This is a genomic window from Acidovorax sp. AC410, assembly GCF_979253235.1.
The window spans coordinates 5715509-5740010 of the sequence record NZ_CEEDCG010000001.1; the positions used below are offsets into that span (position 1 = coordinate 5715509).

The following is a 24502-nucleotide window of genomic DNA, read 5'->3' on the forward strand; positions in this document are numbered from 1 at the left end:
TCGGCGCGCTTTTGCATTGCGTCACGGCTTGACCACGTAGGTGGACTCCGTGCCGCGAACAGGGCCGCCGGTCACGTTGACCGGCCTGGCGTTCGGGTTGCGAAGGAATTCCCTGGCGGCCGCCATGTCGGCCTGGTAGCGGGCGCGTGCCTGCGCCTCGCAGGCGCGGCGCTCGCCCCTCGCCATCGCCCGGCATTCCTCCAGGCTGACCTTCATGCCACCACCGGCCTCGCGGATGGCAGTGTTGTAGCGCTGCTGGGGTGTCATGTCTTCCATGGCGCCGCGTTGCAGGGACGCTTCATCGCCCTGCGCAAAAGCGCTCGACGGGCTGGCGGCAAACACGCCGGCCACGAGCGCGACGGCGACCATGAACGACGTGGGGGAGATGGGAGGGGCGGGTCTGCGCATGTCGGAACTCCTGCAGTCAGTGCTGGGCATGTCGATCACTGTAGTTACTCCCGATGCCCACCGTCATCAGCGGTGCGCGCGCCGCCGTGTGCGATCAGTCCTACACACCGGACACATTGTCAACAATCTGAGCGCAGAGCGGGTGCAGGCATCCTGTCCGACAGACGGGAGCCTTCCATGCAGCTACAGTCGGGCCATTCTTTCACCTGCATACAAAGCGACAAAACATGTTCTCACTGATCGGAACGCTGTTGATTGGACTGGTCGTGGGCTTCATCGCCCGCGCCATCAAACCTGGAAACGATTCCATGGGCTGGATCATGACAGCCCTGCTGGGGGTGGCAGGCTCGTTCCTGGCCAGTTACGTGGGTGTGGCCATGGGCTGGTACCAGCAAGGCGACGCAGCCGGCTGGATCGCATCGATTGTGGGCGCCATGGTGCTGCTGTTCATCTACAGCCTGATCAAGGGCAAAAGCTGAGCACCGGCCTCTTGCCCCGGGCCGCAGCGGCCCCAGATCAGAGCCAGCACTTTTTCAGGACCTGACCGATGCCCACTGCCCAGACCATGGCCGCTGACGACCCCGCCCTGGCCGCTGCCGTGCAACGCAGCCGGCGCCTGCTGCACCGGCGCGCGCTGGTGGCCGCCGCTGCCAGCACCGTGCCCGTACCGGGCCTGGACTGGGCGGTGGACGCCGCCCTGCTCTCGCGCCTGCTGCCGCAGATCAGTTCGGAGTTCGGCCTGTCGGCCCAACAACTCGACCAGCTCGACCCCGAAAAGCGCGAAAAAGTGCAAAAGGCCGTGGGTCTGGTCGGCTCGGTGCTGATCGGCAAACTCATCACCCGCGAGCTGGTGATACGCGCCACACAGACGGTGGGGCTGCGTCTGACCACCAAGCAGTTGGCCAAGTACGTGCCCCTGGCCGGCCAGGCGGTGTCAGCGGCCATCGGCTATGCCACGCTGCGCTACCTGGGCGAGCAGCACATGCAGGACTGCGTGCGCGTCGCAAAAGAAGCCCAGCTGCAACTGCCCGCACCCAAAAAATAAGCCCCCCTGAGTCGCTGCGCGCCTTCCCCCGAGGGGACGCCCTCAGCGCACGCAAGCGAAGCGCCGCTTGTGCGGCTTGGCGGCCCTTGCGCGGGGGCTCTGGCCTGAGTCACGCCAGTCGCATGGGTCGCTGACTTGTGCGCAGTGCTATGGCTGTCGAGTAGATCTGCGGCTATTGCTCCGAGCAGACGAAACTGCCCGCATCCTCCACGCTGCCCGTCCCCTTGTACTTGGCGAATTGGGGATAGGGGCACAGTGGCCGCGTGCGGTTCGGGTAGTCCGCCTGCGTGGGCAGCGCCCGGGCCGCGATCGTGTCGGGCGCCACGCCCTTCTCCACCCAGTCCACCATGGTCTGTATCGAGTCGAAGCTGTCCGTGGCCGGCCCGCCCGAGCAGTGGTTCATGCCCGGCACCAGGAAGGTCCGCGCAAAGCCCTGGGTGCTGGCCATGCCGCCGTTGTTGGCCGCCAGCCGCTCGTAGTAGTCCACGGTGTCGTTGGCCGAAAAGATCGGGTCGGACATGCCATGGATGAGCAGCAGCTTGCCGCCGCGCTGCCGGTAGGCCGTGAGCTTGTCTTCCGCATAGGTGTCATAGATTGCCGAGTAGGCGGCCATGCGTGCCGGGTCGGTGTCGAAGTTGAAGGCCAGGGGGTTGAAGCCGAGGTCCGGCGGGGTGAAGAACTCGTTGATCAGCGCGTCCACCATCAGTGTGATGTAGCGCGCATCGGGCGTGGCGGTGGTCGAGCTGCCCAGCGTCCAGGCGCGCCAGCCCGGTGCGGCCAGGCCCGGGTCCCAAGGCTGGCCGGCATAAAGTGCCTGGCCGGCCGAGTTGCGCGGGCCGGCAAATACCTTGGTGAGCGCGCCCACCTGGGCGGTTGAGAGGCAGTCTGCGGCTTTCGCACCGCTGCACTGCAGCACCGCGGGGTTGAATTTGCAGGCCTTGGTGTTGCTGACCATGCCGTCGACCACCCCGTCGGCGGCGTCGCACGAGGATTTCACGGCATTGGCGACCAGGTTCAGGTCGGCATTGCTGAAGGCCTGCGACAGGATGCGGTTGCCCGAGGCGTCCTGCGGCGCAATGGCGTTGAACTGGATGGTGTTCCACATCGCGGCCACCGTGGCACCGCTGGATACGCGCATGGCCGGCGCGCCCGCCGTGATGGCGTCGAAGTAGTCCGGAAAGCGCTGCGAGAACACCATGCCCTGGCGCCCGCCGCCCGAGCAGCCCGAAAAATACGAGCGGTCGGGCTTGCGGCCATAGTGCGTGGCGATCAGCGACTTGGCCGATACAGCCGTCTTTTCGTAGGAGTTGTAGGCATGGTCGATGCGCGCCTGCGGGTCGGCGCCAAAGCTGGCCGTGGTGCCGATGTGCCCGCCATCGGTGGACACGACGGCAAAGCCCTGCCCCAGCGGCGAGGGCGTGCCACCCGAGATGCTGGAGCTCAGCGAGGTATCGCGCAGGATGCCGTCATTGCCGCCACCCCCCACAAAGAGGAAACGGCCATTCCAGTTGTCCGGCAGGCTCAGCTGGAAGCCGATGGCGTAGTTCTTGCCGTCCACCCCGACGCGCGGATTGATGCTGCCCGTGACCACGCAATGGCCTGGCAGAAAGGCGCCCGTGGCAGCACCGCCGGGGCGTTTGCTGTCCGGCGGCACATAGCTGGTCGCGAGCGTGGTGCCCGCCAGCTTGGCGCTGGCCACCAGGCCGGTACAGGCCGCCGAGTAGGCGCCATTGGCCGGGGGCCACATGGGGCCGTCGTTGCTGCCGCCACAGGCGGCCAGCGCGAGGGGCAGCAGCACGGTGGCGGGCAGCGCTGCGCGGCGCACGGCGCGCGTGCGAAGGGGAGTGGATGGCATGGTGTGTCTCCTGGGGGTGTTGTTTTGGTTCTGGGTGCGGCTCTGCCCGGTTCAATCCGCCTTGAAGCCGGTGGCCGCCACGGCCTTGCCCCAGGTCACCGTATCGGCGGCGATGATCTTGGTAAACTCCGGCGACCCCGTGCCCGTCACGCGAAAACCGGCCTCTTCCATCTTGGCCTTGCCCTCGGGCGACTGCACGGCCCGGACGATGTCGGCGCTGAGCTTGGCCACGATCTCGGGCGGCGTCTTGGCCGGCGCCACGATGCCGAACCAGGACGAGAACTCCAGGTTGGCGTAGCCCTGCTCCTTGATGGTGGGCACATCGGGCAGCGCGTTGGTGCGCGTGGCGCCGGTGCTGCCCAGGGCCGCGAGCTTGCCAGCCTTCACATTGGGGGCGGCCAGGCCCACGCTGGCAAACACGCCCTGCACATCGCCGCTGAACAGGCCGCCCAGCGCATCGGTGGTGTTCTTGTAGTGAACGGGTTCGGGCTTCAATTGCACCGCGTCACCGAACATGAAGGCGCCAAAATGCCCCGGCGTGCCGGCGCCGAAGGTGGCCAGGAACAGGCCCTTTTGCTGTTTGGTCCAGTCCACAAAATCCTTGACGTTGCGCGCCGGCACCTTCTGCGGGTTGACCAGCAGCACGAAGTCGGAGGTGACCACCTGGCTCACCGCCACGAAATCCTTTTGCGGCGAGTACGGCAGCTTGGTGTAGCTGCTGGGCGCAATGCTCAGCTGGCCGGTCTCGCCCAGCATCAGCGTGTAGCCGTCAGGCGTGGCACGTGCGGCCTCGGTGGCGGCGATCAGCCCGCCCGCGCCGGGCTTGTTGTCCACGATCACGCCCTGGTTGCCCCAGGCTTCGGAGAGCTTTTGCGCGAGCAGCCGCGCCACGATGTCCGGCCCGGTGCCGGCCGGAAAGCCGACGATGATGCGCACCGGCTTGTTCGGGTAGCCGGTGGCCTGGGCCTGGGCGGCGGCCCACGGTGCTGCCAGGCCCGCGGCCACGGCGGCGGCCAGCAAGGCGCGCCGGACGGGTTTGAAAGAAGTCTTCATGCTTGTCTCCAGTGGTTTTTTGTGAGGGAGTCGGGGAAAGGAAAACGGGAAAACTCAGGCCAGTTCGAAGAAGCGCATCGCCACCGCATCCGGGTAGCGTGCCCCGGAGCCCACGAACATGCGCTCGGCGATCCAGGCCAGCGTGGGCGAGGCGGTCTCGAAACTCGGGCTGCAGCGGAAATAGATCTGCCCCGGGTCTACCGGCTCGCCGCGCACCAGGCGCGCGATCAGCTCGGGCGGGCCCGAGCGCACCGCCCGGTTCTGCACGTAGATGAAATCGCCGCCATCGGTTTCGAGCACATAACGCGCATCGAGCTCGGAGAGGCGGTCGTTCACGATCAGCTGGAAGTCGGCGCCACCTGGCAGCACCCGAGCGCTCCAGCCATCGCCCGTGGCCGTGCCACCGGTGATGGGGATCAGCCGGCGCAGGCCGTGCGCCGTGTGGCCCACCTCCTGCGGAGCGCCCACCTGCACGCGCAGGTCGGCAAAGAACTTCAGGCGGGGTTCGGGCAGGGGCAACAGGGCAGTCATGGGCAGTGGTTCGCAGCAAAACTAGTTATGAACCTAGCGTAAATCCGGTTGTGCCCACCGCCTGTCATCCCTGAGGATGACAGCGCTATGACACGGATCTCCCCCACCCCATGAGGCAATGGCTTCCCCCTGTGCCGCCCGCATCGGGCAGGCAACCCGCCAGCGGCCAGGCCCTGGCCGGCATGGTGCAGCGCCTGGGCGAGTCCGGTTTTGCATCCGGCCTGCTCGACGACCTGGCGCCGGTGCTGCCTGCGGCCTCCTGGTCGGTGTACCGCACGGGCCAGCGCTGCAAACCCACCCTGTTCATGTCCGCCAGCCGCGGCGTGCCCGACACCACGCAGGACTGCTGGTGGGCGTACCTGTCAGGGCCCTACCGCCGCGACCGCACCTGGGGCCGCCCCTTCGAGGACGCCCCCGCCGAACCGCTGACGCGGCTGTGCCATGTGACGGCCACCGAAGTCGAGGGCGAGCACCGCGCCCGCGTCTACGAAGCGCATGGCGTGGCCGAGCGCGTCTCGGTGGTGGACTACGAGAGCGACGGCTCGGTGTTCGCGGTCAATTTCTACCGCCACCTGCACCAGCCGCCGTTTCGCGATGGCCAGATCAGCGGCTTCGAGAGCGTGGCGCCCGTGCTGCTGGCCCTGGCCCGCAAGCACATCGCGCTGGCGCGCCCGCAGGCCATGGTGCCGCTGGTGCAGGAGGAAGACACGGACCATGCCGTGCTCCCTGCCCTGGTCGCCCTGCCCCAGGGCCTGCCGGCGCTGCGCGAGCGGCTGCTGCGCCTGCAGCACGACCTGACAGACCGAGAACTCGACGTCTGCGCCCGCGTTCTGCAGGGCATGACGCACGAGGGCATCGCCGCCGACCTGGGCCTGGGCGTGCCTACGGTCAAGACCTACCGCAACCGCGCCTTCGCCCGCATGGGCATCCACTTTCGCAACGAGCTGTTTGCGAAAGTGCTGGGGCGGTAGCGTTCAGCCGCCAAAATTCCAGGGCGGCGGCCGGCGCCGGATGGTCTGCGCCTTGACGATGGCGGTGCTGGTCTGGGCCTTGTCGGCGATGCGGTCCAGCACGCCGTCGAGCTGCTCGATGGAGCGCACGTAGACGCGGGCGATGAAACAGTCGTCGCCGTCACCTTGTCGCACTCGCAGAACTCGGGTGTATCGCGTATCAGCGCCTCCACCGCTGCCAGTTGCCCCGGCAGCGGCTTGATGCGCACGATGGCCTGCAGCTGGTAGCCCAGGGCGCGCGGCTCGATGTCGAGGGTGAAGGCGCGTATCACCCCGCGTTCCTCCAGCCGTCGCAGCCGCTCGGACACGCTGGGTGCCGACAGGCCCACGCGCTCGGCCAGCAGCTTGAGCGAGGTGCGCGAATCCGCGTGCAACACCGACAGAATGGATTGATCGACCAGGTCCATGGAAAATTACTCCAATTTCAAACCATGCCTTCGATTATGAGGACTATCTGAACAATCGACTTGTTTTGACCATTCACCTGGCACCACCATTTTTCTACACTCGTTGCATCTGAGTACAAGGTGGAACGGTGATGGACAAGAAGACACAGGGCACGCTGGAGATGAGCGGTGCGATGGCCATTTCGGGCACGATCGGCTGGTTCGTCGTGCAATCGGGACAGGCCGCGCTCGACGTGGTGTTCTGGCGCTGCGCCTTCGGCGCGGTCACGCTGGCGCTGGTCTGCGCGGCGATGGGCATACTGCGTGGCGTGCTGACCTGGCGCCAGGCGGCCTGGGCCGCGCTCGGCGGCGTGGCCATCGTCACCAATTGGCTGCTGTTGTTCGGCGCCTACTCGCATGCCTCCATCTCGATTGCCACGGCGGTCTACAACACCCAGCCCTTCATGCTGGTGGCCTTTGGGGCCCTGCTCTTCGGCGAACGCGTCACCTTGCCCAAGCTCGGCTGGCTGGCGCTGGCCTTTGGCGGCATGCTGCTCATCGTGCAGGCGCGCCCTGTTGCCAGCGATGCGGGCAGCAACTATGCGCTGGGCATTGCCATGGCGCTGGGCGCGGCCTTCTTCTGGGCCGTGGCCTCGGTGATCGCCAAGCGGCTCACGGGCACACCGCCGCACCTGATCGCGCTGGTGCAGGTCTGCGTGGGCGTGCTCATGCTCGCGCCGTTCGCCAACTTCGGGACGCTGCCCCAGGATGCGCGCACCTGGCTGCTGCTGGTCACCGTGGGCGTGGTGCATACCGGGCTGATGTACATCCTGCTCTACGGCGCGGTGCAGAAGCTGCCCACCTACCTGCAGGGCGCGCTGTCCTTCATCTACCCGGTGGTGGCGATTGCGGTAGATTTCATCGCCTTCGGCCACCGGTTGCAGCCCGCCCAGTGGTTCGGAGCAGCCGCCATCCTGCTGGCCGCCGCAGCGATGAACCTGCTGGGCCACCGGCCGCGGGCGACGACCACGGAGCCCGCAACGCAGGGTGTGAAATAGGCAGGTGAGATAAGCACAAAATGTCAAAGCCCGGATGCGGCGATGGGCACCATTGGCAGCTTCTATTCACCCCAAGGAGCACACATGGACCACGCACAGCAAACCACCTGGGAGACCTACGTCGCCTCATGGAAGGCCCCCACACCCGCTGAAAAGCAGGCCCTGTTCGCCGCCAGCCTGGACGAACACTGCACCTACACCGACCCGCTGGGCGTGGCCTCGGGCTGGGAGGCGCTGGCGCAGACCATGCAGGGCTTTCACCAGCAGTTGCCCGGTGCCTACTTCGTGACCGAGCGTTTCGCCAGCCACCACAACGTCTGCATGGCCCAGTGGAAGATGCACGACGGCAGCGGCGCAGTGATGGGGGAAGGCGTGAGCTTTGGCCAGTACAACAGCCAGGGTAAGCTGGTGGCCATGACTGGCTTCTACGACACCCCCTGAATCTAGTGTCCCGAGTTAGAAATTCGTTGAATAAATCTACCGACAATCCCCGCCAGGCGTCGTTGCAAATGCTCGCCATGCGCACGGCATGTCTGCGCTTTTCGCCTAGCTTGGCAGCGATTTCGGCAGATTTCTTTCTTCAACGAACTTCCAACTCAGGACACTAGTGCCCCGTATGTTCTACCTGCACCGCATCCAGCGCGGCATCGACTTTATCGAAGCGCACCTCGATACCGACATTGCCCTTTCGGAGGTGGCGCAGGCGGCGGGGCTGAGCCAGTGGCACTTCCAGCGCATCTTCAAGGCCCTGACCAACGAGACGCTGAAGACCTATATCCGCTCGCGGCGCTTCGCCAAGGCGCTGGACCAGTTGCTGAACACGCGCCTGGGCATTCTGGATATTGCCCTGGCGGCCGGCTACGGCACGCAGGAGAGCTTCACGCGGGCCTTCAAGGCCTGTTTCGAGCTCACGCCCAACCAGTACCGCAAGTTCGGCAGGCGCAGCCTTTTCGTGAAGAAGATCCAGTTCGACGAAGACTACCTGCGCCAGCTGGACCGCAACCTGTCGCTCACCCCCGACATCCGCGAGCGCCCGCCCCTGCAACTCGTGGGGCTGGCGACCCATTTCTATGGCGCGGATTCCGACAAGGACAACCTGGGCCAGAAGCTGCCCCCGCTGTGGGCGGGCTTCATGCCCCGGCTGGCAGAAATCCCGCACCGGGTGCCCGGGGTCTGCTATGGCGTGGTGAGCCAGACCGCGAGCACCTCGGACCTGCTGCTGTACCACGCCGCCATCGAGGTCTCGCAAGCCGGCGACTTGCCCGAGGGCATGGCGCATTTTGAAGTGCCGGCCGCCCGCTACGCGACCTTCGAGCACCGGGGCGCGCCGGAGAACGTGAACCACACGGTCAACTACATCTACGCCAACTGGCTGGCGGGGTCCGAACAGCGCCACAGCGGCGGTGCGGACCTGGAAATCTATGGGCCGGGCTACCAGGGCGGCTCGGACGCGTCCGTCATGCACTACGCCGTTCCCGTGCTTGGAGACTGAGGGCACAATCACCGCCCAGTGACACGTTCCGGTGACCCCTTTCCCGCCCCCGCAGAACCCATCCCCCCGCGCTTCGACCGCCAGGCGGTGATCGCCGCCTGGGTGACCGCCCTGCGCCGCCAGGCAGATGCGACCGCGCTCAAGGCCCTGCCCCCGCTGACGGACGCCGAGGCCGCGCGCGTGATGGGTCTGATGCGGGGCGACGGCGAGGCCGCTCAGCCGCCCTCCCCTGCGCGGCCCGCCTTGCCACCGGGCATTGCCGCCGGCCATTTCCAGCCACGCCTCACCCTCATGACCCTGGGCCGGGGCGAGGGGCTGCTGGGCCTCAAGCCCCAGGGCAAGATGGGCCCACGCGGCGACAGCGTGACGCTGGCGCAGATCGACTGGACCTACCGGCTCGAAGACACGCCCCAGGCCACCATTGCCTGGCAGGCGCCGGCGCCCACCTCCATCCTCAACTCGCGCCCGGCACCGCTGCAGGACCTGTACGACACCGGCGGCCCCGTGGTGCGCATGCAGCGCGACCTCGCGGGTGAGGCCGACGCCATGGACCTGGTCTGGGACCTGGGCCTGCAGCCCCTGGACGCCCGCACCCTGCAATGGCGCAACCGCGATGCCGCGGCCAATCTGGGGCCCCTGTGGACGCTGGCGCAGGAGGCCTTCTTCGGCGACTTCTGGGCCGAGCAGGTGCCGCGCCTTGCGGCCAAGGGCTGGAGCGTGGTGGTGCGGCCCGGCTTTGCGCATGAAAGCGTGCCCGTGCAGCGCTGGAAGCTCCTCATCGCCCCCGATACCGGCGAGCTGCTGGGCAAGGAGCTGGCCGGCCCCGTGGGCCCGCGCGAGCGGCCGGTGCAAAAGCTGCAGTTGCCCGCGCGCGAAGGCGCCTGGCTGCTCAGCCTGGGCATCGAGATCGATGGCGAGACGCTGGACCTGGCGCCCATGCTGGCCGATCTGCTCAAACGCGACGCGCGCTGGCTCATCGCGCGGCGCATGGCGCGCATCGATGACCTGGAGATCATTTCGCTGCGCGCCCCCGGCGGGCGGCGCATCGACGCGCCCGCCGGCCCGCTCAAGGCCATCGTGGGCGCCATGGTCGACCTGCTCACCGACCCCGAGCGCAACCAGCGCCGGGACGGCGACCCGCTGCGCCTGGGCGTCTGGGAATTGCGCCGGCTCGAAGCCCTGCGCGCCGGCCTGGTCCAGGTGCATCGGGTGGATGGCGCCAATGACTGGCAGCTGCAGGGCGATATCGGCTTGTCCCAGTTGGCCAAACGCCTGAAGGCCATCGGCGAGCCCCAGCCCGTGCCGGCGCCCCAAGGCCTGCAGGTGCAGTTGCGCCCCTACCAGCTCGAAGGCCTGGCCTGGCTGCAGTACCTGCGCGCGCAGGGCCTGGGCGGCATCCTGGCCGACGACATGGGCCTCGGCAAGACCGCGCAGGCCCTGGCCCACATACTGGTGGAAAAGGAATCCGGCCGCCTCACCCGCCCTGCCCTGGTGGTGCTGCCCACCTCGTTGCTGTTCAACTGGCAGGCCGAGGCCCAGCGCATGGCGCCCGGCCTGCGCCTGCTGGCCCTGCACGGGCCCGAGCGGGGCCAGCTGTTTGCCGGCATTGCCGAGTACGACCTGGTGCTCACCACCTACCCCCTGCTCTGGCGCGACGTGGAGGCGCTGGCGGCACAGGCCTTTCACCTCCTGATCCTGGACGAAGCCCAGATGGTCAAGAACGCCGGCAGCCGCAGCGCGCGCGCCCTGCGCCGCCTGCAGGCCCCGCACCTGCTGTGCCTGACCGGCACGCCGCTGGAAAACCACCTGGGCGAGCTGTGGGCGCAGTTCGACTTCCTCATGCCGGGTTTCCTGGGCGACGTGCGCAGCTTCAACGCGCGCTGGCGCAAGCCCATCGAGGAAAACGGCGAAACCCTGCGCGCGCAGTTGCTCTCGCAGCGCGTGCGCCCCTTCATCCTGCGCCGGCGCAAGCAGGACGTGGCCACCGAGCTGCCCCCACGCACCGAGGTGATCCAGCGCGTGCAGCTGCAGGGCAAGCAGCGCGAGCTGTACGAAGCCGTGCGCGCCACCGCTGACAAGCGGGTGCGCCGCGTGCTGGAGCGCGAGAGCTTCGATGGCGCGCAGATCACCATCCTCGACGCCCTGCTCAAGCTGCGCCAGGTGTGCTGCGACCCGCGCCTGGTCAAAGGCAGCAAGACCTCTGCCGGAATGGAGCGCGCCAAGCTCGAGTTGCTGGCCGACATGCTGCCCGCACTGGTCGCCGAAGGCCGGCGCGTGCTGGTGTTCTCGCAGTTCACCGAAATGCTCAACCTGGTGGCCGGGCAGTTGCAGACGCTGGAGCTGCCGTTCCTGAGCCTCACGGGCGAAACCCCGCCGCGACAGCGTGGCGCCGTGGTGCGGCAGTTCCAGGCGCAGGACGGGACCAGCCCGCCCATCCTGCTGGTGAGCCTCAAGGCCGGCGGCGTGGGCCTGAACCTCACGGCCGCCGACACCGTGATCCACATGGACCCGTGGTGGAACCCCGCCGTGGAGGAGCAGGCCACTGCCCGCGCCCACCGCATCGGGCAGGACCAGCCGGTGTTCGTCTACAAGCTGGTGGTGGAAGGCAGCATCGAAGAACGCATGCTGGAGCTGCAGGCGCGCAAGGCCGCGCTGGCCCAGGGCGTGCTGGGGCACGATGCCGAGGGTGCCGTGAAGTTCAGCGAGGCCGACCTGCACGCCCTGCTGGCGCCGCTGTCGGAGCCGCAGAACAACCCGCTGGCGATACCCGGCGAGGACGCCAAACGCTGGGGCGGGACGGGGCTGCGCAGACCCCGGCCGTTCGTACCCGATCCCTGACCCCACTGCCACCCCTGCCATGCGGCATAGGTGCAGAATTCAAAAGCAAGCTTCGGGGTGCGTGGATCGCAGGCTGTTTCTACAGTCAGGCCATCTCCATTCCCTTTGCGAGGCCCCCCATGCATTCCACCGCCACCGCTGACAGCACCATGCCGCCAACCCGCCTCTCCAGGGCCACCAAGGCCGCCCAGGCCGCAGCCACCCTGGCCGATCCGCGCTGGGTGGCGGTGCGCGCGCGCGATGCCGGGGCCGACGGCACTTTCTACTACTCGGTGCAGACCACCGGCGTCTACTGCCGCCCGAGCTGCGCCGCACGGCCGGCGTTGCCCGAAAACGTGCGCTTCCATGCCAGCACACTTGACGCGGAGCAGGCCGGCTTTCGCCCCTGCAAGCGCTGCAAGCCGACCCAGGCGTCGCCCGTGGCGCACCATGCGGCCCTGGTCACCGAGGCCTGCCGCATCATCGAGGCGGCCGAAACCCCGCCCACGCTGGACGAACTGGCCGGCCGCATGGGCATCAGCGCCCACCACTTTCACCGCATCTTCAAGCAGGCCACGGGCCTCACGCCCAAGGCCTATGGCGCCGCCCAGCGCGCGCGGCGGGTGCGCAGCGAGCTGGCCGCGCCGGTGGCAGGCAGCAGCGTGACCGATGCCATCTTCAATGCCGGCTACAACACCGCCAGCCGCTTCTACGAAGAGGCCGATGGCGTGCTGGGCATGACGCCCACGCGCTACCAGGCGGGCGGCAAGCAGGTCACCATCCGCTTTGCGATTGCGCAGTGTTCGCTGGGCGCCATCCTGGTGGCGCAGAGCGCGCGCGGCGTGTGCGCCATCCTGCTGGGCGACGATGCCCAGGTGCTGGCCCAGGACCTGCAGGACCGCTTTCCCCAGGCCCACCTGGTGGGCGACGACCGCAGCTTCGACACGCTGGTGGCGCAGGTGGTGGCCTTTGTCGAGGCCCCGGGCCTCGGCCTCGCCCTGCCACTCGACGTGCAGGGCACCGCCTTCCAGCAACGGGTGTGGCAGGCGCTGCAGGCCATTCCCGCTGGCGAGACGGCCAGCTATGCCGAGATTGCCCAGCGCATCGGCTCCCCCACGGCGGCCCGTGCCGTGGCCCAGGCCTGCGCCGCCAATGCCCTGGCCGTGGCCATCCCCTGCCACCGGGTGGTGCGCAACGATGGCGCGCTGTCGGGCTACCGCTGGGGCGTGGAGCGCAAGCAGGCCCTGCTGGACCGCGAGCAGCGGCAGGCCACGCACGGCGAGACCGAAGGCCAGCCCGCATGAATGCCCGCCTTCCCGAACAGACCACCGACTGGGCAGCCCGCGCCGGTGCCATGGATTGGGCCACGGTGACAGACACCCTGAACACCGAGGGCGCGGCCATTCTCCCCGCCCTGCTCAGCCCGGGCGAGTGCCAGGACCTGGCCGGCCTGTATGCCACGGAAGGCCTTTTTCGCAGCCGCGTGGTGATGGCCCGCCACGGCTTTGGCAAAGGCGAGTACCAGTACTTCGCCTACCCGCTGCCGCCACTGGTAGCCGGGCTGCGCGAGGCGCTGTACCCGCACCTGTGCCCCACGGCCAACCACTGGAATGCGGTGATGGACATCGCCACCCGCTACCCGGCCACGCATGCCGATTTCATCGACCGCTGCCACGCGGCCGGCCAGGTGCGCCCCACGCCCTTGCTGCTGCAGTACGAGGCGGGCGACTTCAACTGCCTGCACCAGGACCTATACGGTGAGCATGTGTTTCCGCTGCAGGTGGCGATCCTGCTGTCGGAGCCGGGCCGCGACTTCACGGGCGGCGAATTCGTGCTCACCGAGCAGCGCCCACGCATGCAGTCGCGTGCCGAGGTGGTGCCGCTGCGCCAGGGCGATGCCGTGGTGTTCGCGGTACACCACCGCCCGGTCAACGGCGCGCGCGGGCCCTACCGCGTGAACATGCGCCATGGCGTGAGCCGCCTGCGGTCAGGGATGCGGCACACGGCCGGCATCATCTTCCACGACGCGACATGACCCTGAACCTGTTCAGCGACGACGAAGAGGCCTTGCTGCTGGGGCAACAGGCAGGCACGCGCGAACCGCTGGCGCCCGGTGCCGTGCTGCTGCGCGGCTTTGCACTCGGCGTGGCGCCTTCTCTGCTGCAGGCCGTGGGCGCGATCACCGCCCACGCCCCATTCCGCCACCTCGAAACGCCCGGCGGCCAGCGCATGTCGGTGGCCATGACCAACAGCGGCCCGCTGGGCTGGATCTCCGACCGCAGCGGCTACCGCTATGGCCGGGCCGATCCGCTGACCGGCCGCGCCTGGCCACCCCTGCCCACCGTGTTCGCCACCCTGGCGCGCGAGGCAGCCGATGCCGCAGGCTTTGCCGGTTTCGAACCCGACGCCTGCCTCATCAACCGCTACGCCCCCGGCACGCGCCTGTCGCTGCACCAGGACAAGGACGAGCGCAGCTATGACCACCCCATCGTTTCGGTGTCGCTGGGCATCCCTGCCGTGTTCCTGTTCGGTGGCGATGCGCGGGCCGACAAGCCCCAGCGCATTCCCCTGGCCCATGGCGACGTGGTGGTCTGGGGTGGCCCGGCGCGCCTGCGCTACCACGGCGTGATGCCGCTGGCCGCGGCCATGCACCCGCTGACCGGCGCTTTCCGCATCAACCTGACCTTCCGCAAGGCGGGGTGAGGCTGGTCAACATCCCCTCAACCTGGCGCTGATCCCTTGGTATAGCCCGTCTGGCGGCACAGCGACGACAGCAATTGCCCCGCCGCCGCCTTGCCGCGCAGGCTGTCGGCCACGGTGATGCTCTTGCCGCTGGTCAGCACGGCCTGCAGGCGGTAATAGGTTTCCTTCTGGCCACCGGTTTCGGTGGAATAGCTCTCCTTGAGCTCCAGGCGGGCAATCTCGCTCGCCGTTGCCTCGCTCTTGAAACTCAGGAGCCCCAGCAGGCGCCGCTCGGTGTGCAGGCCCTGGCGATCCAGGTGTACCGTGAGGCTGTTGCCCAGGCCGTAGAGCGCACTCAGTACGACCAGCCAGCCAATGCCGCCGAAAAGTGCGCTGAACAGCAGCGGTGCCTCGCTGTTCCACAGCAAGGTGCCCGCGCCCGCAAAGACGGCGCCAAACACGAGCAGCGCCAGCATCAGCTTCCAGCGCCGGCCATAGGGGAAGTACAGCCGCACGCCGCCGGGCACCTGCTCCACGTCCGAGACGTCCTCTTCGTCCGTCTTGGCCACCTCGCCCAGTTGCGGGTGCTGCGCCGCATCGTGCTGCAGCCAGACGGACTTCTGGCCCGTGATGTACACCGGCACTTCGAAGCTCTGCACGAAACCCGGCGCCGCGTTGTCGCCGGTGCTGCCCGGCACGCTTCGCACTTCCACACGCCATTCGTGGTATTCGCTGCCCGGCTCTTCCGTCGCGGGCAGGTGCGCCGGCACGTCGAAGCGGAAAGCGATGCGCACGCCCTCGGCCTGCGGCTCCACCTGCGCCAGGCCGCGCACCTGCCACAGGGTGCGGCTGCTGTAGGTGGTCTTGTTGCCCGAGCGGGTGCGGGTGTGCTCCTCGCATTGCAACGTGGCCAGAAAGCGCAGCCCCGCCTCGTACGGCACGGGCACCGCCAGGCTGGCGCCGAAGTGCCCGCCGATGGACCCCGGGAATGGGTCGAGCGTGAGCCGCAGGTCACCATAGCGCCGTGCGTGGAGCGTGGCGCGCACCGCCCAGACCAGCAGGGCCAGCCCAGCCAATGGAAACAGCAGCAAGGCGCCCGCCAGCAGAGGGTCGCCGCGCTCCAGCGTGCGCGGCACCACCATGGCGGCCATGGGGAGCGCCACCCCGTTCCACACCAGGGCCAGAACCCACAGCACCCACCGCCCGATGCGCCGGCGCGCCCGGATGCGGTTGTCCTTCCACTCGGGGCGGGACTCCCAGGGGCGTGCCTCCCAGGTCCGCTCTGCCACCCGTTCCTCGCTGGACAGCACGGACCGGATGCGCCATGCGAACAGCATGATGCCCAGGCCCGCTCCGCCGAACACCAGCGCAAACACCAGCTTGAAGACCAGCATGCCCAGCCTCAGGCTCCTGTCCAACACTGCCTCGGCCGGGTTGTCGGGGTTCACCCAGGCCTGCACCGGTGTGCCGCTGCGCTGCGCCTCTTCCAGCCGGGCGCCCAGTTCCTTCTGGAACTCGCCCACGTTGTCGCTGCCCGAGCCGATGGCCACGCGGCGCCCGGTGTACTCCTGCCCCGCCACGCGGTAGCGGTACTCGGCTTTCACGCTGTAGGTGGTGGACTTGCTGCCGCGGCTGGCCACCGTCTCGGCCGATGCCAGCGTGGCCTGCACGGGCTGCCAGCCCTGCATGAGCGACCAGTCATACAGCGTGGGCAGCACGCTGAGCAGCAACAGGCCCACGCCCACGGCCGCAAAGGGCAGCCCGAACAGCGCCAGCACCCAGGTGCCGGGGCCCTTGCTCTTGCCTTTACCATTGCTTTTGGGGGTGTCGGATGGCTCTGGCATCGCTGGTATCGCTGCCCCAGCCTGGGCGGCAGCGCCTTTCCCTCACGGATGTTTTGCGGTCGAATGGGCTCTTTGCCAGAATGGTGCCATGACATCCCCCTCCAGCGCCACCCCCCGCCACTGGCTCATGAAGTCCGAGCCAGAGGAATGCTCCATCGACGACGCCCTGGCCGCGCCGAAGGCCACCGTGCCCTGGACCGGCGTGCGCAACTACCAGGCGCGCAACTTCATGCGCGACGGCATGCAGGTGGGCGACGGCGTGCTGTTCTACCACTCGAGCTGCGCCGAGCCCGGCATCGTCGGCATTGCCCGCGTGGCATCGGGTACGCGGGCCGACCCCACGCAGTTCGACCCCGCATCGCCCTACCACGACCCCAAGTCACCGCCCGACGCGCCGCGCTGGCTGCTGCTGGACGTGCAGGCTGTGCGCAAGACGCGCCTTTTGGGCCTGCCCGAGTTGCGCCAACACCCCGAGCTGGCCGACCTGCGCGTGCTGCAAAAAGGCAGCCGCCTGTCCATCACGCCCGTGGATGAATCCCACTGGAACCAGATCGTCGCGCTGCTGGACGGCAAAGGCTGACACCGGGCATCAGACGGTGCTTTGCGCAAGCACCAGCGCCACATGCTGCAGCAGCATGATGGTCTTGCCATCCTGGATGCGGCCCGAGGCGATGGCGGTCAGGGCTTCGGCCAGGGGCATCTCGATGACCTCGATGTCCTCGCCCTCATCCAACACGCCGCCGCCCGCGCGCACGCGGTCGCCGGGCTCGTACTCCGCCACGAAGAAGTGCAGCTTCTCGGTCACCGAGCCCGGGCTCATGTAGGCCTCGAACAGCTTGCGCGGTGTGCGGATGCGGTAGCCGGTCTCCTCCTCTGCCTCGCGGCGGATGCAGGCCTCGGGCTCGTCGCCATCGAGCAGGCCGGCGCAGGCTTCGATCAACTGGCCGTCGGGTGAGCCATTCAGGAAGGCCGGCAGACGGAACTGGCGCGTCAGCACCACCGTGCGGCGCACGGGGTCCCACAGCAGCAGCACGGCGCCGTTGCCGCGGTCATAGGCCTCGCGGCTCAGCCGCTGCCACTGGCCGTCGCGGCGGCGCAGCTCAACGCTGATCTTGCGCAGGGTGTACCAGCTGTCCGACAGCACCTCGCTATCCAGCAGCCGGACGTTCTCGGCATCACCCGGCAGTGGCATGGGCTGGGGCCGTTTCATGCCGCCACCCCCTCTGCAGCCTGGTGCACCGGCAGTTCGTCGATATGGTGGTAGACCGGCAAACCCAGGGCCTGCGCCCATGCCACGTCCCTATCGGCACCGCGCGATGCGCCCGGCAGGCGCAGCACCGCGTCGCAGCGCGCCAGCAGGCGCTCTGCCACCGGGTACTGGTAGGCATGGAACACGGCATCCCCATGCGTTCGGCCGCCGGCCGCATGGATGATGGGCAAGGCCAGCCACTCGCCCAGCATCGGCAGGTGGCCGCGCTGGTAGATGGGCAGCGCCGCGGCCTCCAGCCGGGCGCGGTTGGCGGCAATGCGCCCGGGGTCGCCATCGGTGCCCGACAGGTAGGGGCCGGCGATGAGCACGAGCAAGGGGCGGTCGATCGCCAGGGGATCATGCATGGGATTCTCCAAAAACACATTCGTGCAGTATCATGCACTTTCATTTAATTTCACGCAAACAACCACCCCCGCCATGCTCACCACCCAACGCAAGCAGCTCATCCTCCAGCGCTTGCAGCGCGATGGCCAGGTCGTGGCCAAGGCGCTCAGCGACGAATGGGGCATTTCCGAAGACACGGTGCGGCGCGATCTGCGCGAGCTGGCTGCGGAGGGCAAGCTGCAGCGGGTACACGGCGGCGCCCTGCCCGCCTCGGCCGCCGTGGGCGACCTGCAGGTGCGCAAGGACCTCGCACCCGACGAAAAGCGCCTGCTCGGGCGTGCCGGGGCGGCACTGGTGCGGCCCGGCCAGGTGGTCATCCTCGATGGCGGCACCACCTCGCTGCAGGTGGTGCAGCACCTGCCGCTCAACCTGCGCGCCACGGTGGTGACCCACAGCCCCGTGGTGGCAGCCGCACTGATCGGCCATGCACACATCGAGGTGCTGAGCCTGGGCGGGCGCCTGTACCGGCACTCGATGGTGAACGTGGGTGCCAGCGTGGTGGAAGCGGCCGCTCGGCTGCGCGCCGACCTGTTCCTGATGGGCGTGACCGGCGTGCATGCCCAAGCCGGCCTCACCACCGGCGATTTCGAGGAGGCCGCCGTCAAGCGTGCCCTGCACCAGCGCGCAGCAGAGACCGTGGTGCTGGCATCCACCGACAAGCTCGGAGCGGCCTCGCCCTTTGGCATCGCCGAACTCAAGGAGCTGAGCGCCCTGGTCGTGCCGGCTGCTGCACCTGCCCAGGTCCAGAAGGCATTGCGGGCCACGGGCGTGGACCTCGTCCTGGCAAACTGAGGCCCCGCATGCGCGGTTGCGCGCAGCATGCACAATGCCGCCATGCGATTTCTAGGAGACAGGCTCCTGGCCACTTTCTGCCGGCTGCGATGGGTGCTGGCCTGCCTGCTGGCGATGGCCTTGGGCGTGGCCGGCGTGCAGGCGCAACCACTCCCGGTCGTGCATTTCACATCCGCGCAGGAGCTGGAGCTACCAGGTTCGCCGGCGCCGCTGCAAGAGCACACCGATTGGCAAGCCCTGGGCGCGGACTGGCGCGAGGTGGCGCTGCCCTTTGTCTTTGCGCGCCAGATCATCCCGGCTGGCGGCACGCCACGCGTGTCGACCCGCTGGTTCCGCGTGCAGGTGCCGGACATGGCACCGCCCGGCGGCACGGCCCATTTCTACCTCAAGCGCTGGCAGACTGCGGGCCAGATCGCGGTGTACGCGGACGGCCGGCTGATCCACCGGTCCCTGGGCAGCCCGAACTGGAACCTTTTTCGCCACCCGGGCCTGCTGCTGCCGCTGAACCAGACGCCGCTGGCGGCCCTGCCGCGGGAGATCCTCATCCGCCTGGACAGCCTGCAGGGCGCGGGCGGCGGGCTCTCGTCGTTCTATGTGGGCGACACCAACGCCCTGCTGTCGCACTACACCGTGCGCGAATGGCTGGAGTTCCAGCTGCCCTTCATGAGCAGCTCGGCCTTTCTTGCGGTGGCGCTGTTTTGCTTCGGCGTGTGGCTGTGGCGCCGCCAGGACCCCCTGTACCTGCTGCTGGCCAGCTTCTCGCTGCTGCAGGTGGTGCGGCGCTGGCATTTCCACAGCGGGCTGGAACGGCTGCCGGTGAGCGACGCCTGGTTCGGGTGGATCACGCTGAATGCGCTCGGCTGGCAGATCGTGGTCATCCACGCCTTCCTGCAGTTGCTGCACGGGCGTGCCATGCCATGGCTGACCCGCACCCTGCTGGCGCTGACGGCGCTGGTCACCGCGCTGACGCTGCCACTGGGGCTGCCGCTGCCCGCACTGGTGCTGCTGCGCCCGGGGCTGCAGATGCTGCAGATCGCGCTGGTCCTCACCGTGGTGGCCGCCGGCCTGTGGCACTCGTGGCGCAGCCGGTCGACGGACGGCTTGCTGCTGAGCGCCAGCGTCGCTGCGGCCGTGGGCCTGGGCATCTACGACTGGTTCAAGGCCCAGCAACTGCTGGATCTGGAATGGTTCTATCTCACACCCTACGCCGCGGTTCTGTACCTGGCCGTCTTCATGTTCATCATGCTGCGCCGCTACGTGCGGGCCATCACCGAGGTGCAGCGGGTCAACGCAGGCCTGGCCGAACGGCTCGCCGCGCGCGAGGCCGAGCTGGAACGCAGCTACCAGGCGCTGAGGGCAGCGGAGCATGAGCAGACGCTGAGCAAGGAGCGCCAGCGCCTGATGCAGGACATGCACGACGGCCTGGGTTCCTCGCTCACCAGCGCCATCCGCTCGGTCAGGGACGGCACGCTGACGGACGAGCAGATGGCCCAGGTGCTCGCCGATTGCATGGACGACCTGAAGCTGGCCATCGACTCGATGGAGCCGGTGGACGCCGACCTGCTGCTGCTGCTGGCCACGCTGCGCTTTCGGATGGGGCCGCGCATCGAGAGCGCGGGCGTCGCGTTGCGCTGGGAGGTGCAGGACGTGCCCGCGCTGCCATGGCTGGACCCGTCCAGCGCACTGCATATCCTGCGCATCGTGCAGGAAGCCGTGGCCAACGTCCTGCGCCACACGCGGGCGACCGAGATCCGCTTTCGCACCGACCAGGTCGAGGGCGGCATCGAGGTGGTCATCGAGGACAACGGCTGGGGCTTCGACGTGGAGCGGGCCCACGCGCAGGCAGCCGGCAGGGGCCTGCGCAACCAGCAGCGCCGCGCCCAGGCGATCGGTGGCACGGTGGCGTGGAGTTCAGGCCCCGCGGGAACCCGCTTTACGCTGTGGCTGCCGATGAGGCAGCCGAAAGCCTCTGCCCACGCCCCTCCCGAAGCCAGGCTTGCGGCGGACAACCGGCATCAGGGTTGACCGCTGCCGCTGCGCCGCAAATGCCCGACCAGCGCAGCGGCGAAACCCGAGAGCTCGACCCCCTTGCGCACGCAGATCTGCAGGTCGCGCTGGGCCCAGGGCTCGTCCATGGCCACCACCACCGGCGGGTCCGCCAGGCCTGCCAGCTTGACCGCGCTGCGCGGCACTAGGCCGATGCCCACGCCGGCACCCACCATGCGGCAGACGGCCTCGAAGCTGCGCACCTGGATGCGCACGTCCAGGTGCCGCCCCAGGGAGGCCGCCGCATTCATCGTGAAGGTATGGATGGCCGACCCCGCATGCAGCATGACGAAGGCGTAATCCAGCACCTCGGCAAAGCCCACCTGTGCGCGCCCCGACAAGGCGTGGCCCCTGGGCACGATCAGCACCAGCCGGTCCTGCCGGTACGGCGCCAGCTCCACGCCCGCACTGTGGCCGCCGTCCGCCAGCACCCCCACCTCGATCTCGCCACTGGCCACGGCGACCACGATCTCGGCGCTGGTGCGTTCCTCCAGCGTCACGCTGACCTGGGGCTGCTGCCTCAGGAAGCCGGCGAGGTCATCGGGCAGAAAGGTGTGCGTGGCATGGGTGTTGGCCCACAGGCTCACGTGGCCGCGGATGCCCATGGCAAAGGGCGACAGGTTGGCATGCATCTGCTCCAGGCTGGCCAGCACCTGGCGCGCATTGCGCAGCAGCGCCTCGCCCGCCCGCGTGAGCTGCACGCCGCGGGTCTGCCGCTCGAACAAGGTGGTGTGGAGTGCATCCTCCAGCCGGCGCAGCCGGTGGCTGGCCGATGAGGGCGCCAGGCAGGCCCGCGCGGCCCCGCGAGTGAGGTTGCGTTCCTCGGCAATGGCGACGAACAGGCGCAGGTCGGTCAGGTCGTAGTTCATGAACAAAGGTGCCCACTATCGTTCGCCACAGACGAACGCATGCTTGCGAGAATAGCAATTGTGCCCTGCAACATCCCAAGGCACCATGACCTACTGATTCCCTCCCCTATCGCATGCATACATACCGTTCGTGCTAACCGCATGCCATTGAACCCCACATTCCCCATGCCCTCCTGGAAACACTGGCCCGCCGAACGCGTCGGCCTGGCCCTGGCCGTTCTTGCCGCCCTGGGTTTTTCGTTCAAAGCCATCTTCGTCAAACTGGCCTATGCCGTGCCGCAGGCCACGCCGGTCGATTCGGTCACCTTGCTTGCGCTGCGCATGGCGTTCTCGCTGCCGGTGTTCGCCTGGGTCGGCTGGCGCGCAAGCCGCAGCCTGGCACCGCTGACCCGGCGCGACTGGCTGCTGGTCACGGCCCTGGGCCTCCTGGGCTACTACGGCGCCAGCATTCTCGACTTCATCGGCCTGCAGTACATCACGGCCAGCCTGGAGCGGCTGATCCTGTTCATGTACCCCACGCTCACCATCGTGATCGGCGTGCTGTTCATGGGCAAACGGGCATCGCGGCGTGAAATCGGCTCGCTGCTGCTGTCGTACGCGGGCATCGGCCTGGCCTTTGCGCACGACCTGCATGTGGCTGGCGATGCCCGGGCCGTGCTCATCGGTGCGGGCTTCGTCTTCGGCTCGGCCGTGTCGTATGCCTTCTACCAAGCGGGTAGCGAGCCGGCCATTCGCACCCTGGGCGCGGCGCGCTTCACCGCGCTGGCCATGCTGGTCTCCACCGTGGCCACGCTGGCGCATTTCGTGGCAACCCAACCGGTCGCGGCGCTGGCGCAGCCCGCCCCCGTGTACCTGCACGCCCTGGGCATGGCGATCTTCTCCACCGTGCTGCCGGTGTTCATGACCTCGGCCGCCATCCGCCGCATCGGCGCCGCCCGCACCGCGCTGATCGGCAACCTGGGCCCGATGCTCACCATCTTCTTCGGCTGCTGGCTGCTCAACGAGCCGCTGTCCTGGTGGCAGATGGCGGGTGCCGGGCTGGTGCTGGCGGGGGTGCTGCTGATCAGCAAGCGCAGCAAGCCGGTGGCAGCGTCCGCAGTGGCGCCGCCGCAGGGACTGGCAGCCAGCAAGGCGGGCTGACGGCAGCAGGACCATCGAACGGGGATGGCGCCTGCCCCGGCTACAGGTCGATGCAACTTACTGCAGGGCCCGTCTGGCCCGGCGGCCCTTACGCACGGTCGTCATCGGAGCTGCGCCGCCCGCGCTGGCGGTCCGCGCCCACATCCAGCACGATGGAGCTGTTCACCACCTCCGCGTGGCGCGTGAGCACCGACAGGATTTGATCCAGCGCCTTGACCTGCCCCGCGTCGAGCACCGACACCACCCCCCGATTGATATCGGCGATCTGCGGAAACAGTTCCTTGTGCAGCGCCACGCCTTCGCGCGTGGCTGCAACGAGCGCGAAACGGCGGTCGCCGTCCTGCACCTCGCGGCGCACCAGCCGTTTCCTGGCCAGCGCCGCGATGACGCGCGACGCGCGGGCCGGGTCCAGGTGTGCCAATTCGCTCAGGCGCGACGGGGACACGGGACCGCCGTCGACCACCAGGCACAGCAGGCGGAATTCGCGCCGCGTCACACCATAGCGCCCTTCGCACAGGCGCACGACAGGTGCGCCCGCCAGTGCGAACAGCCGCAGCAATCGATAATTCACGAAATCGTCCGGCACACGGGGATTGCGCAACATCAGGGAATGTCTCCTCTTTTCTTCATTAGATGAACCATCGGCTGAGGCCCAAGAATTCTCCGCAGAGTTCCATATGCCGTCGGAGTCAGCCCTTGCCCATTCGTACCCTCATCTTCTTCGCGGCCCTTCAGGTGGCCACTGCCCATGCGGACATCGTCATCGCCCAGGTATCGCCCACCAAGGGCCCGCTGGCCGTGACGGCCGTGGGCAACTACGAGGGGGCCACGGCGTATTTCAACACCGTGAATGCCAAGGGCGGTGTCAACGGGCAGAAGATCCGCTTCGTGCACGAAGACGACCAGTACAAGCCCGAGGATACCGTGCGCCTGGTCGAGATGATCGCCACGCGCGACAAGCCGCTGGCCTTCATCAACCTGTTCGGCTCGGCCAATGTGCTGGCACTGCAGTCCAGCAAGGTGCTCGACCGCGTGAAGATCCCGGCCGTGGGCGCAACCCCGGGCGCGGAGGCCATGCGCACCCCCGGCAGCCCGTGGATCTTCCACGTGAGCGCGGGCGACCGCGCGCAGATCCGCCACATCCTGCAGCACCTGTCCACACTGGGCATCCGCAAGGTGTCGGTCGCCCACCAGGACAACCCCATGGGCAAGAGCGGCCTGGGCCACTTCAATGAAGCGGCTGCGCAGCTCAAGCTCGAGGTCGTCGGCCGTGTGCCCGTGCCGCCCGTCGGGGAGCAGCTCGCGGCCACGGCCAAACAGCTGCAGGCAACCGGCGCGCAGGCCTATGTGATGGTGCTGGTGCGCAACAGCGGCGCGGCGCTGGTGCGCGACGTGCGTGCAGCCACCGACCGTACGCCGGTCTATGGCATGTCCTACGTGCCGGCCGAGGCCATCATCGAGAAGACGCCCCTGGAATCGGCCATTGGCGTGGGGGTAGCGCAGGTGCTGCCCAATGCCTCTGCCGACAAGACCCGCCTGACGCGGGACTTCCGGGCTGCCATGCGCACCCACTATCCAAAATCCGAGCCGTCCAACCCGCACCTCACCGGCTACGTGGCCGCCCAGGTCGCGGTGGAGGCCATCTCGCGCGCCGGCGCGTCGCCCACGCCCGAGAAGGTGACGGCCGCGCTGCGGCAGTTGCGCATGGACCTGGGTGGCCTGCCGCTCGATTTCACCAATGGCCAGAACATTGGCACGCAGTGGGTGGACATCGGCGTCGTGAACCGCCGCGGCCAGCTGATGTACTGAGATTCGACAAG

General features: G+C 68.3%; 24 protein-coding genes and 1 pseudogene. 15 read left to right on the plus strand and 10 right to left on the minus strand.

Annotation, left to right across the window (positions count from 1 at the left end):
- Positions 1-21: 21 nt before the first annotated feature.
- Positions 22-408, minus strand: coding sequence for a hypothetical protein (locus tag AC0IZS_RS26495; RefSeq protein ID WP_471638407.1), 387 nt, complete (start codon positions 406-408; stop codon positions 22-24).
- A gap of 227 nt (positions 409-635) precedes the next feature.
- Here AC0IZS_RS26495 and AC0IZS_RS26500 point away from each other — a divergent pair, with 227 nt between their 5' ends.
- A complete protein-coding gene (locus AC0IZS_RS26500) occupies positions 636-887 on the plus strand; it encodes a GlsB/YeaQ/YmgE family stress response membrane protein (RefSeq protein WP_057203051.1) in 252 nt (83 codons plus the stop codon).
- 68 nt (positions 888-955) lie between these two features.
- Positions 956-1453 (plus strand): hypothetical protein, encoded by a 498-nt coding sequence (locus AC0IZS_RS26505; protein WP_471638408.1) that lies wholly within the window; start codon positions 956-958, stop codon positions 1451-1453.
- 172 nt (positions 1454-1625) lie between these two features.
- On the opposite strand, the gene AC0IZS_RS26510 is transcribed toward AC0IZS_RS26505, so the two are convergent.
- The 3 genes from AC0IZS_RS26510 to AC0IZS_RS26520 are packed head-to-tail and all read right to left on the minus strand — an operon-like array spanning position 1626 to position 4892.
- Positions 1626-3308 (minus strand): tannase/feruloyl esterase family alpha/beta hydrolase, encoded by a 1683-nt coding sequence (locus AC0IZS_RS26510; RefSeq protein ID WP_471638409.1) that lies wholly within the window; start codon positions 3306-3308, stop codon positions 1626-1628.
- Between the two features lie 51 nt (positions 3309-3359).
- Positions 3360-4361 (minus strand): Bug family tripartite tricarboxylate transporter substrate binding protein, encoded by a 1002-nt coding sequence (locus AC0IZS_RS26515; protein WP_471638410.1) that lies wholly within the window; start codon positions 4359-4361, stop codon positions 3360-3362.
- 54 nt (positions 4362-4415) lie between these two features.
- On the minus strand, positions 4416-4892 hold the full coding sequence (locus tag AC0IZS_RS26520; RefSeq protein ID WP_471638411.1) for a DUF3237 domain-containing protein: 477 nt from the start codon (positions 4890-4892) through the stop codon (positions 4416-4418).
- A gap of 110 nt (positions 4893-5002) precedes the next feature.
- Here AC0IZS_RS26520 and AC0IZS_RS26525 point away from each other — a divergent pair, with 110 nt between their 5' ends.
- Positions 5003-5863, plus strand: coding sequence for a helix-turn-helix transcriptional regulator (locus AC0IZS_RS26525; RefSeq protein WP_471638412.1), 861 nt, complete (start codon positions 5003-5005; stop codon positions 5861-5863).
- A 3-nt stretch (positions 5864-5866) separates the two neighbouring features.
- Here AC0IZS_RS26525 and AC0IZS_RS26530 read toward each other — a convergent pair.
- Positions 5867-6309, minus strand: a pseudogene (locus AC0IZS_RS26530) (Lrp/AsnC family transcriptional regulator).
- Positions 6310-6440: 131 nt separating this feature from the next.
- Here AC0IZS_RS26530 and AC0IZS_RS26535 point away from each other — a divergent pair.
- From AC0IZS_RS26535 to alkB, 7 genes are all read left to right on the plus strand, one after another.
- Positions 6441-7346, plus strand: coding sequence for a DMT family transporter (locus AC0IZS_RS26535; protein WP_471638413.1), 906 nt, complete (start codon positions 6441-6443; stop codon positions 7344-7346).
- A gap of 84 nt (positions 7347-7430) precedes the next feature.
- Entirely contained in the window at positions 7431-7787 is a 357-nt protein-coding gene (locus AC0IZS_RS26540; RefSeq protein WP_471638414.1) for a nuclear transport factor 2 family protein, read from the plus strand.
- A gap of 175 nt (positions 7788-7962) precedes the next feature.
- Positions 7963-8838: a GyrI-like domain-containing protein gene (locus AC0IZS_RS26545; RefSeq protein WP_471638415.1), complete on the plus strand. Its 876-nt coding sequence runs from the start codon at positions 7963-7965 to the stop codon at positions 8836-8838.
- Positions 8839-8856: 18 nt separating this feature from the next.
- Positions 8857-11676, plus strand: coding sequence for a DEAD/DEAH box helicase (locus tag AC0IZS_RS26550; protein ID WP_471638416.1), 2820 nt, complete (start codon positions 8857-8859; stop codon positions 11674-11676).
- Positions 11677-11825: 149 nt separating this feature from the next.
- Positions 11826-12959, plus strand: a complete 1134-nt coding sequence (ada, locus tag AC0IZS_RS26555; protein ID WP_471639581.1) for a bifunctional DNA-binding transcriptional regulator/O6-methylguanine-DNA methyltransferase Ada — start codon at positions 11826-11828, stop codon at positions 12957-12959.
- Positions 12956-13690: a 2OG-Fe(II) oxygenase gene (locus AC0IZS_RS26560; protein ID WP_471638417.1), complete on the plus strand. Its 735-nt coding sequence runs from the start codon at positions 12956-12958 to the stop codon at positions 13688-13690. Before ada ends, AC0IZS_RS26560 begins: the two co-directional genes overlap by 4 nt.
- Entirely contained in the window at positions 13687-14358 is a 672-nt protein-coding gene (alkB, locus tag AC0IZS_RS26565) for a DNA oxidative demethylase AlkB (RefSeq protein ID WP_471638418.1), read from the plus strand. The genes AC0IZS_RS26560 and alkB overlap by 4 nt, the downstream gene beginning before the upstream one ends.
- Before the next feature lie 17 nt (positions 14359-14375).
- Here the strand turns inward: alkB and AC0IZS_RS26570 are convergent, their stop codons facing one another.
- Positions 14376-16181: a DUF3592 domain-containing protein gene (locus AC0IZS_RS26570; RefSeq protein WP_471638419.1), complete on the minus strand. Its 1806-nt coding sequence runs from the start codon at positions 16179-16181 to the stop codon at positions 14376-14378.
- A gap of 88 nt (positions 16182-16269) precedes the next feature.
- Here AC0IZS_RS26570 and AC0IZS_RS26575 point away from each other — a divergent pair, with 88 nt between their 5' ends.
- Positions 16270-16761: an EVE domain-containing protein gene (locus AC0IZS_RS26575; protein WP_471638420.1), complete on the plus strand. Its 492-nt coding sequence runs from the start codon at positions 16270-16272 to the stop codon at positions 16759-16761.
- A 9-nt stretch (positions 16762-16770) separates the two neighbouring features.
- Here AC0IZS_RS26575 and AC0IZS_RS26580 read toward each other — a convergent pair whose 3' ends face one another.
- Together AC0IZS_RS26580 and AC0IZS_RS26585 are read right to left on the minus strand one after the other, a co-directional pair.
- A complete protein-coding gene (locus tag AC0IZS_RS26580) occupies positions 16771-17391 on the minus strand; it encodes an NUDIX domain-containing protein (RefSeq protein WP_471638421.1) in 621 nt (206 codons plus the stop codon).
- The gene (locus AC0IZS_RS26585) at positions 17388-17795 is read right to left on the minus strand and encodes a DUF4406 domain-containing protein (RefSeq protein WP_471638422.1); all 408 of its coding nucleotides are present in this window, start codon (positions 17793-17795) and stop codon (positions 17388-17390) included. Before AC0IZS_RS26585 ends, AC0IZS_RS26580 begins: the two co-directional genes overlap by 4 nt.
- A gap of 73 nt (positions 17796-17868) precedes the next feature.
- On the opposite strand from AC0IZS_RS26585, the gene AC0IZS_RS26590 reads away from it, so the two are divergent.
- Entirely contained in the window at positions 17869-18627 is a 759-nt protein-coding gene (locus AC0IZS_RS26590; protein WP_471638423.1) for a DeoR/GlpR family DNA-binding transcription regulator, read from the plus strand.
- Positions 18628-18669: 42 nt separating this feature from the next.
- Positions 18670-20652: a sensor histidine kinase gene (locus AC0IZS_RS26595; RefSeq protein ID WP_471638424.1), complete on the plus strand. Its 1983-nt coding sequence runs from the start codon at positions 18670-18672 to the stop codon at positions 20650-20652.
- Here AC0IZS_RS26595 and AC0IZS_RS26600 read toward each other — a convergent pair.
- Positions 20643-21542: a LysR substrate-binding domain-containing protein gene (locus AC0IZS_RS26600; protein ID WP_471638425.1), complete on the minus strand. Its 900-nt coding sequence runs from the start codon at positions 21540-21542 to the stop codon at positions 20643-20645. The genes AC0IZS_RS26595 and AC0IZS_RS26600 overlap by 10 nt on opposite strands.
- 165 nt (positions 21543-21707) lie before the next feature.
- Between AC0IZS_RS26600 and AC0IZS_RS26605 the strand changes: the two genes are divergently transcribed.
- The gene (locus AC0IZS_RS26605) at positions 21708-22682 is read left to right on the plus strand and encodes a DMT family transporter (protein ID WP_471638426.1); all 975 of its coding nucleotides are present in this window, start codon (positions 21708-21710) and stop codon (positions 22680-22682) included.
- Between the two features lie 88 nt (positions 22683-22770).
- Here AC0IZS_RS26605 and AC0IZS_RS26610 read toward each other — a convergent pair whose 3' ends face one another.
- On the minus strand, positions 22771-23286 hold the full coding sequence (locus tag AC0IZS_RS26610) for a MarR family winged helix-turn-helix transcriptional regulator (protein ID WP_471638427.1): 516 nt from the start codon (positions 23284-23286) through the stop codon (positions 22771-22773).
- A gap of 92 nt (positions 23287-23378) precedes the next feature.
- Between AC0IZS_RS26610 and AC0IZS_RS26615 the strand changes: the two genes are divergently transcribed.
- Positions 23379-24491: an ABC transporter substrate-binding protein gene (locus tag AC0IZS_RS26615; protein ID WP_471638428.1), complete on the plus strand. Its 1113-nt coding sequence runs from the start codon at positions 23379-23381 to the stop codon at positions 24489-24491.
- The last annotated feature ends 11 nt before the right edge of the window (positions 24492-24502 follow it).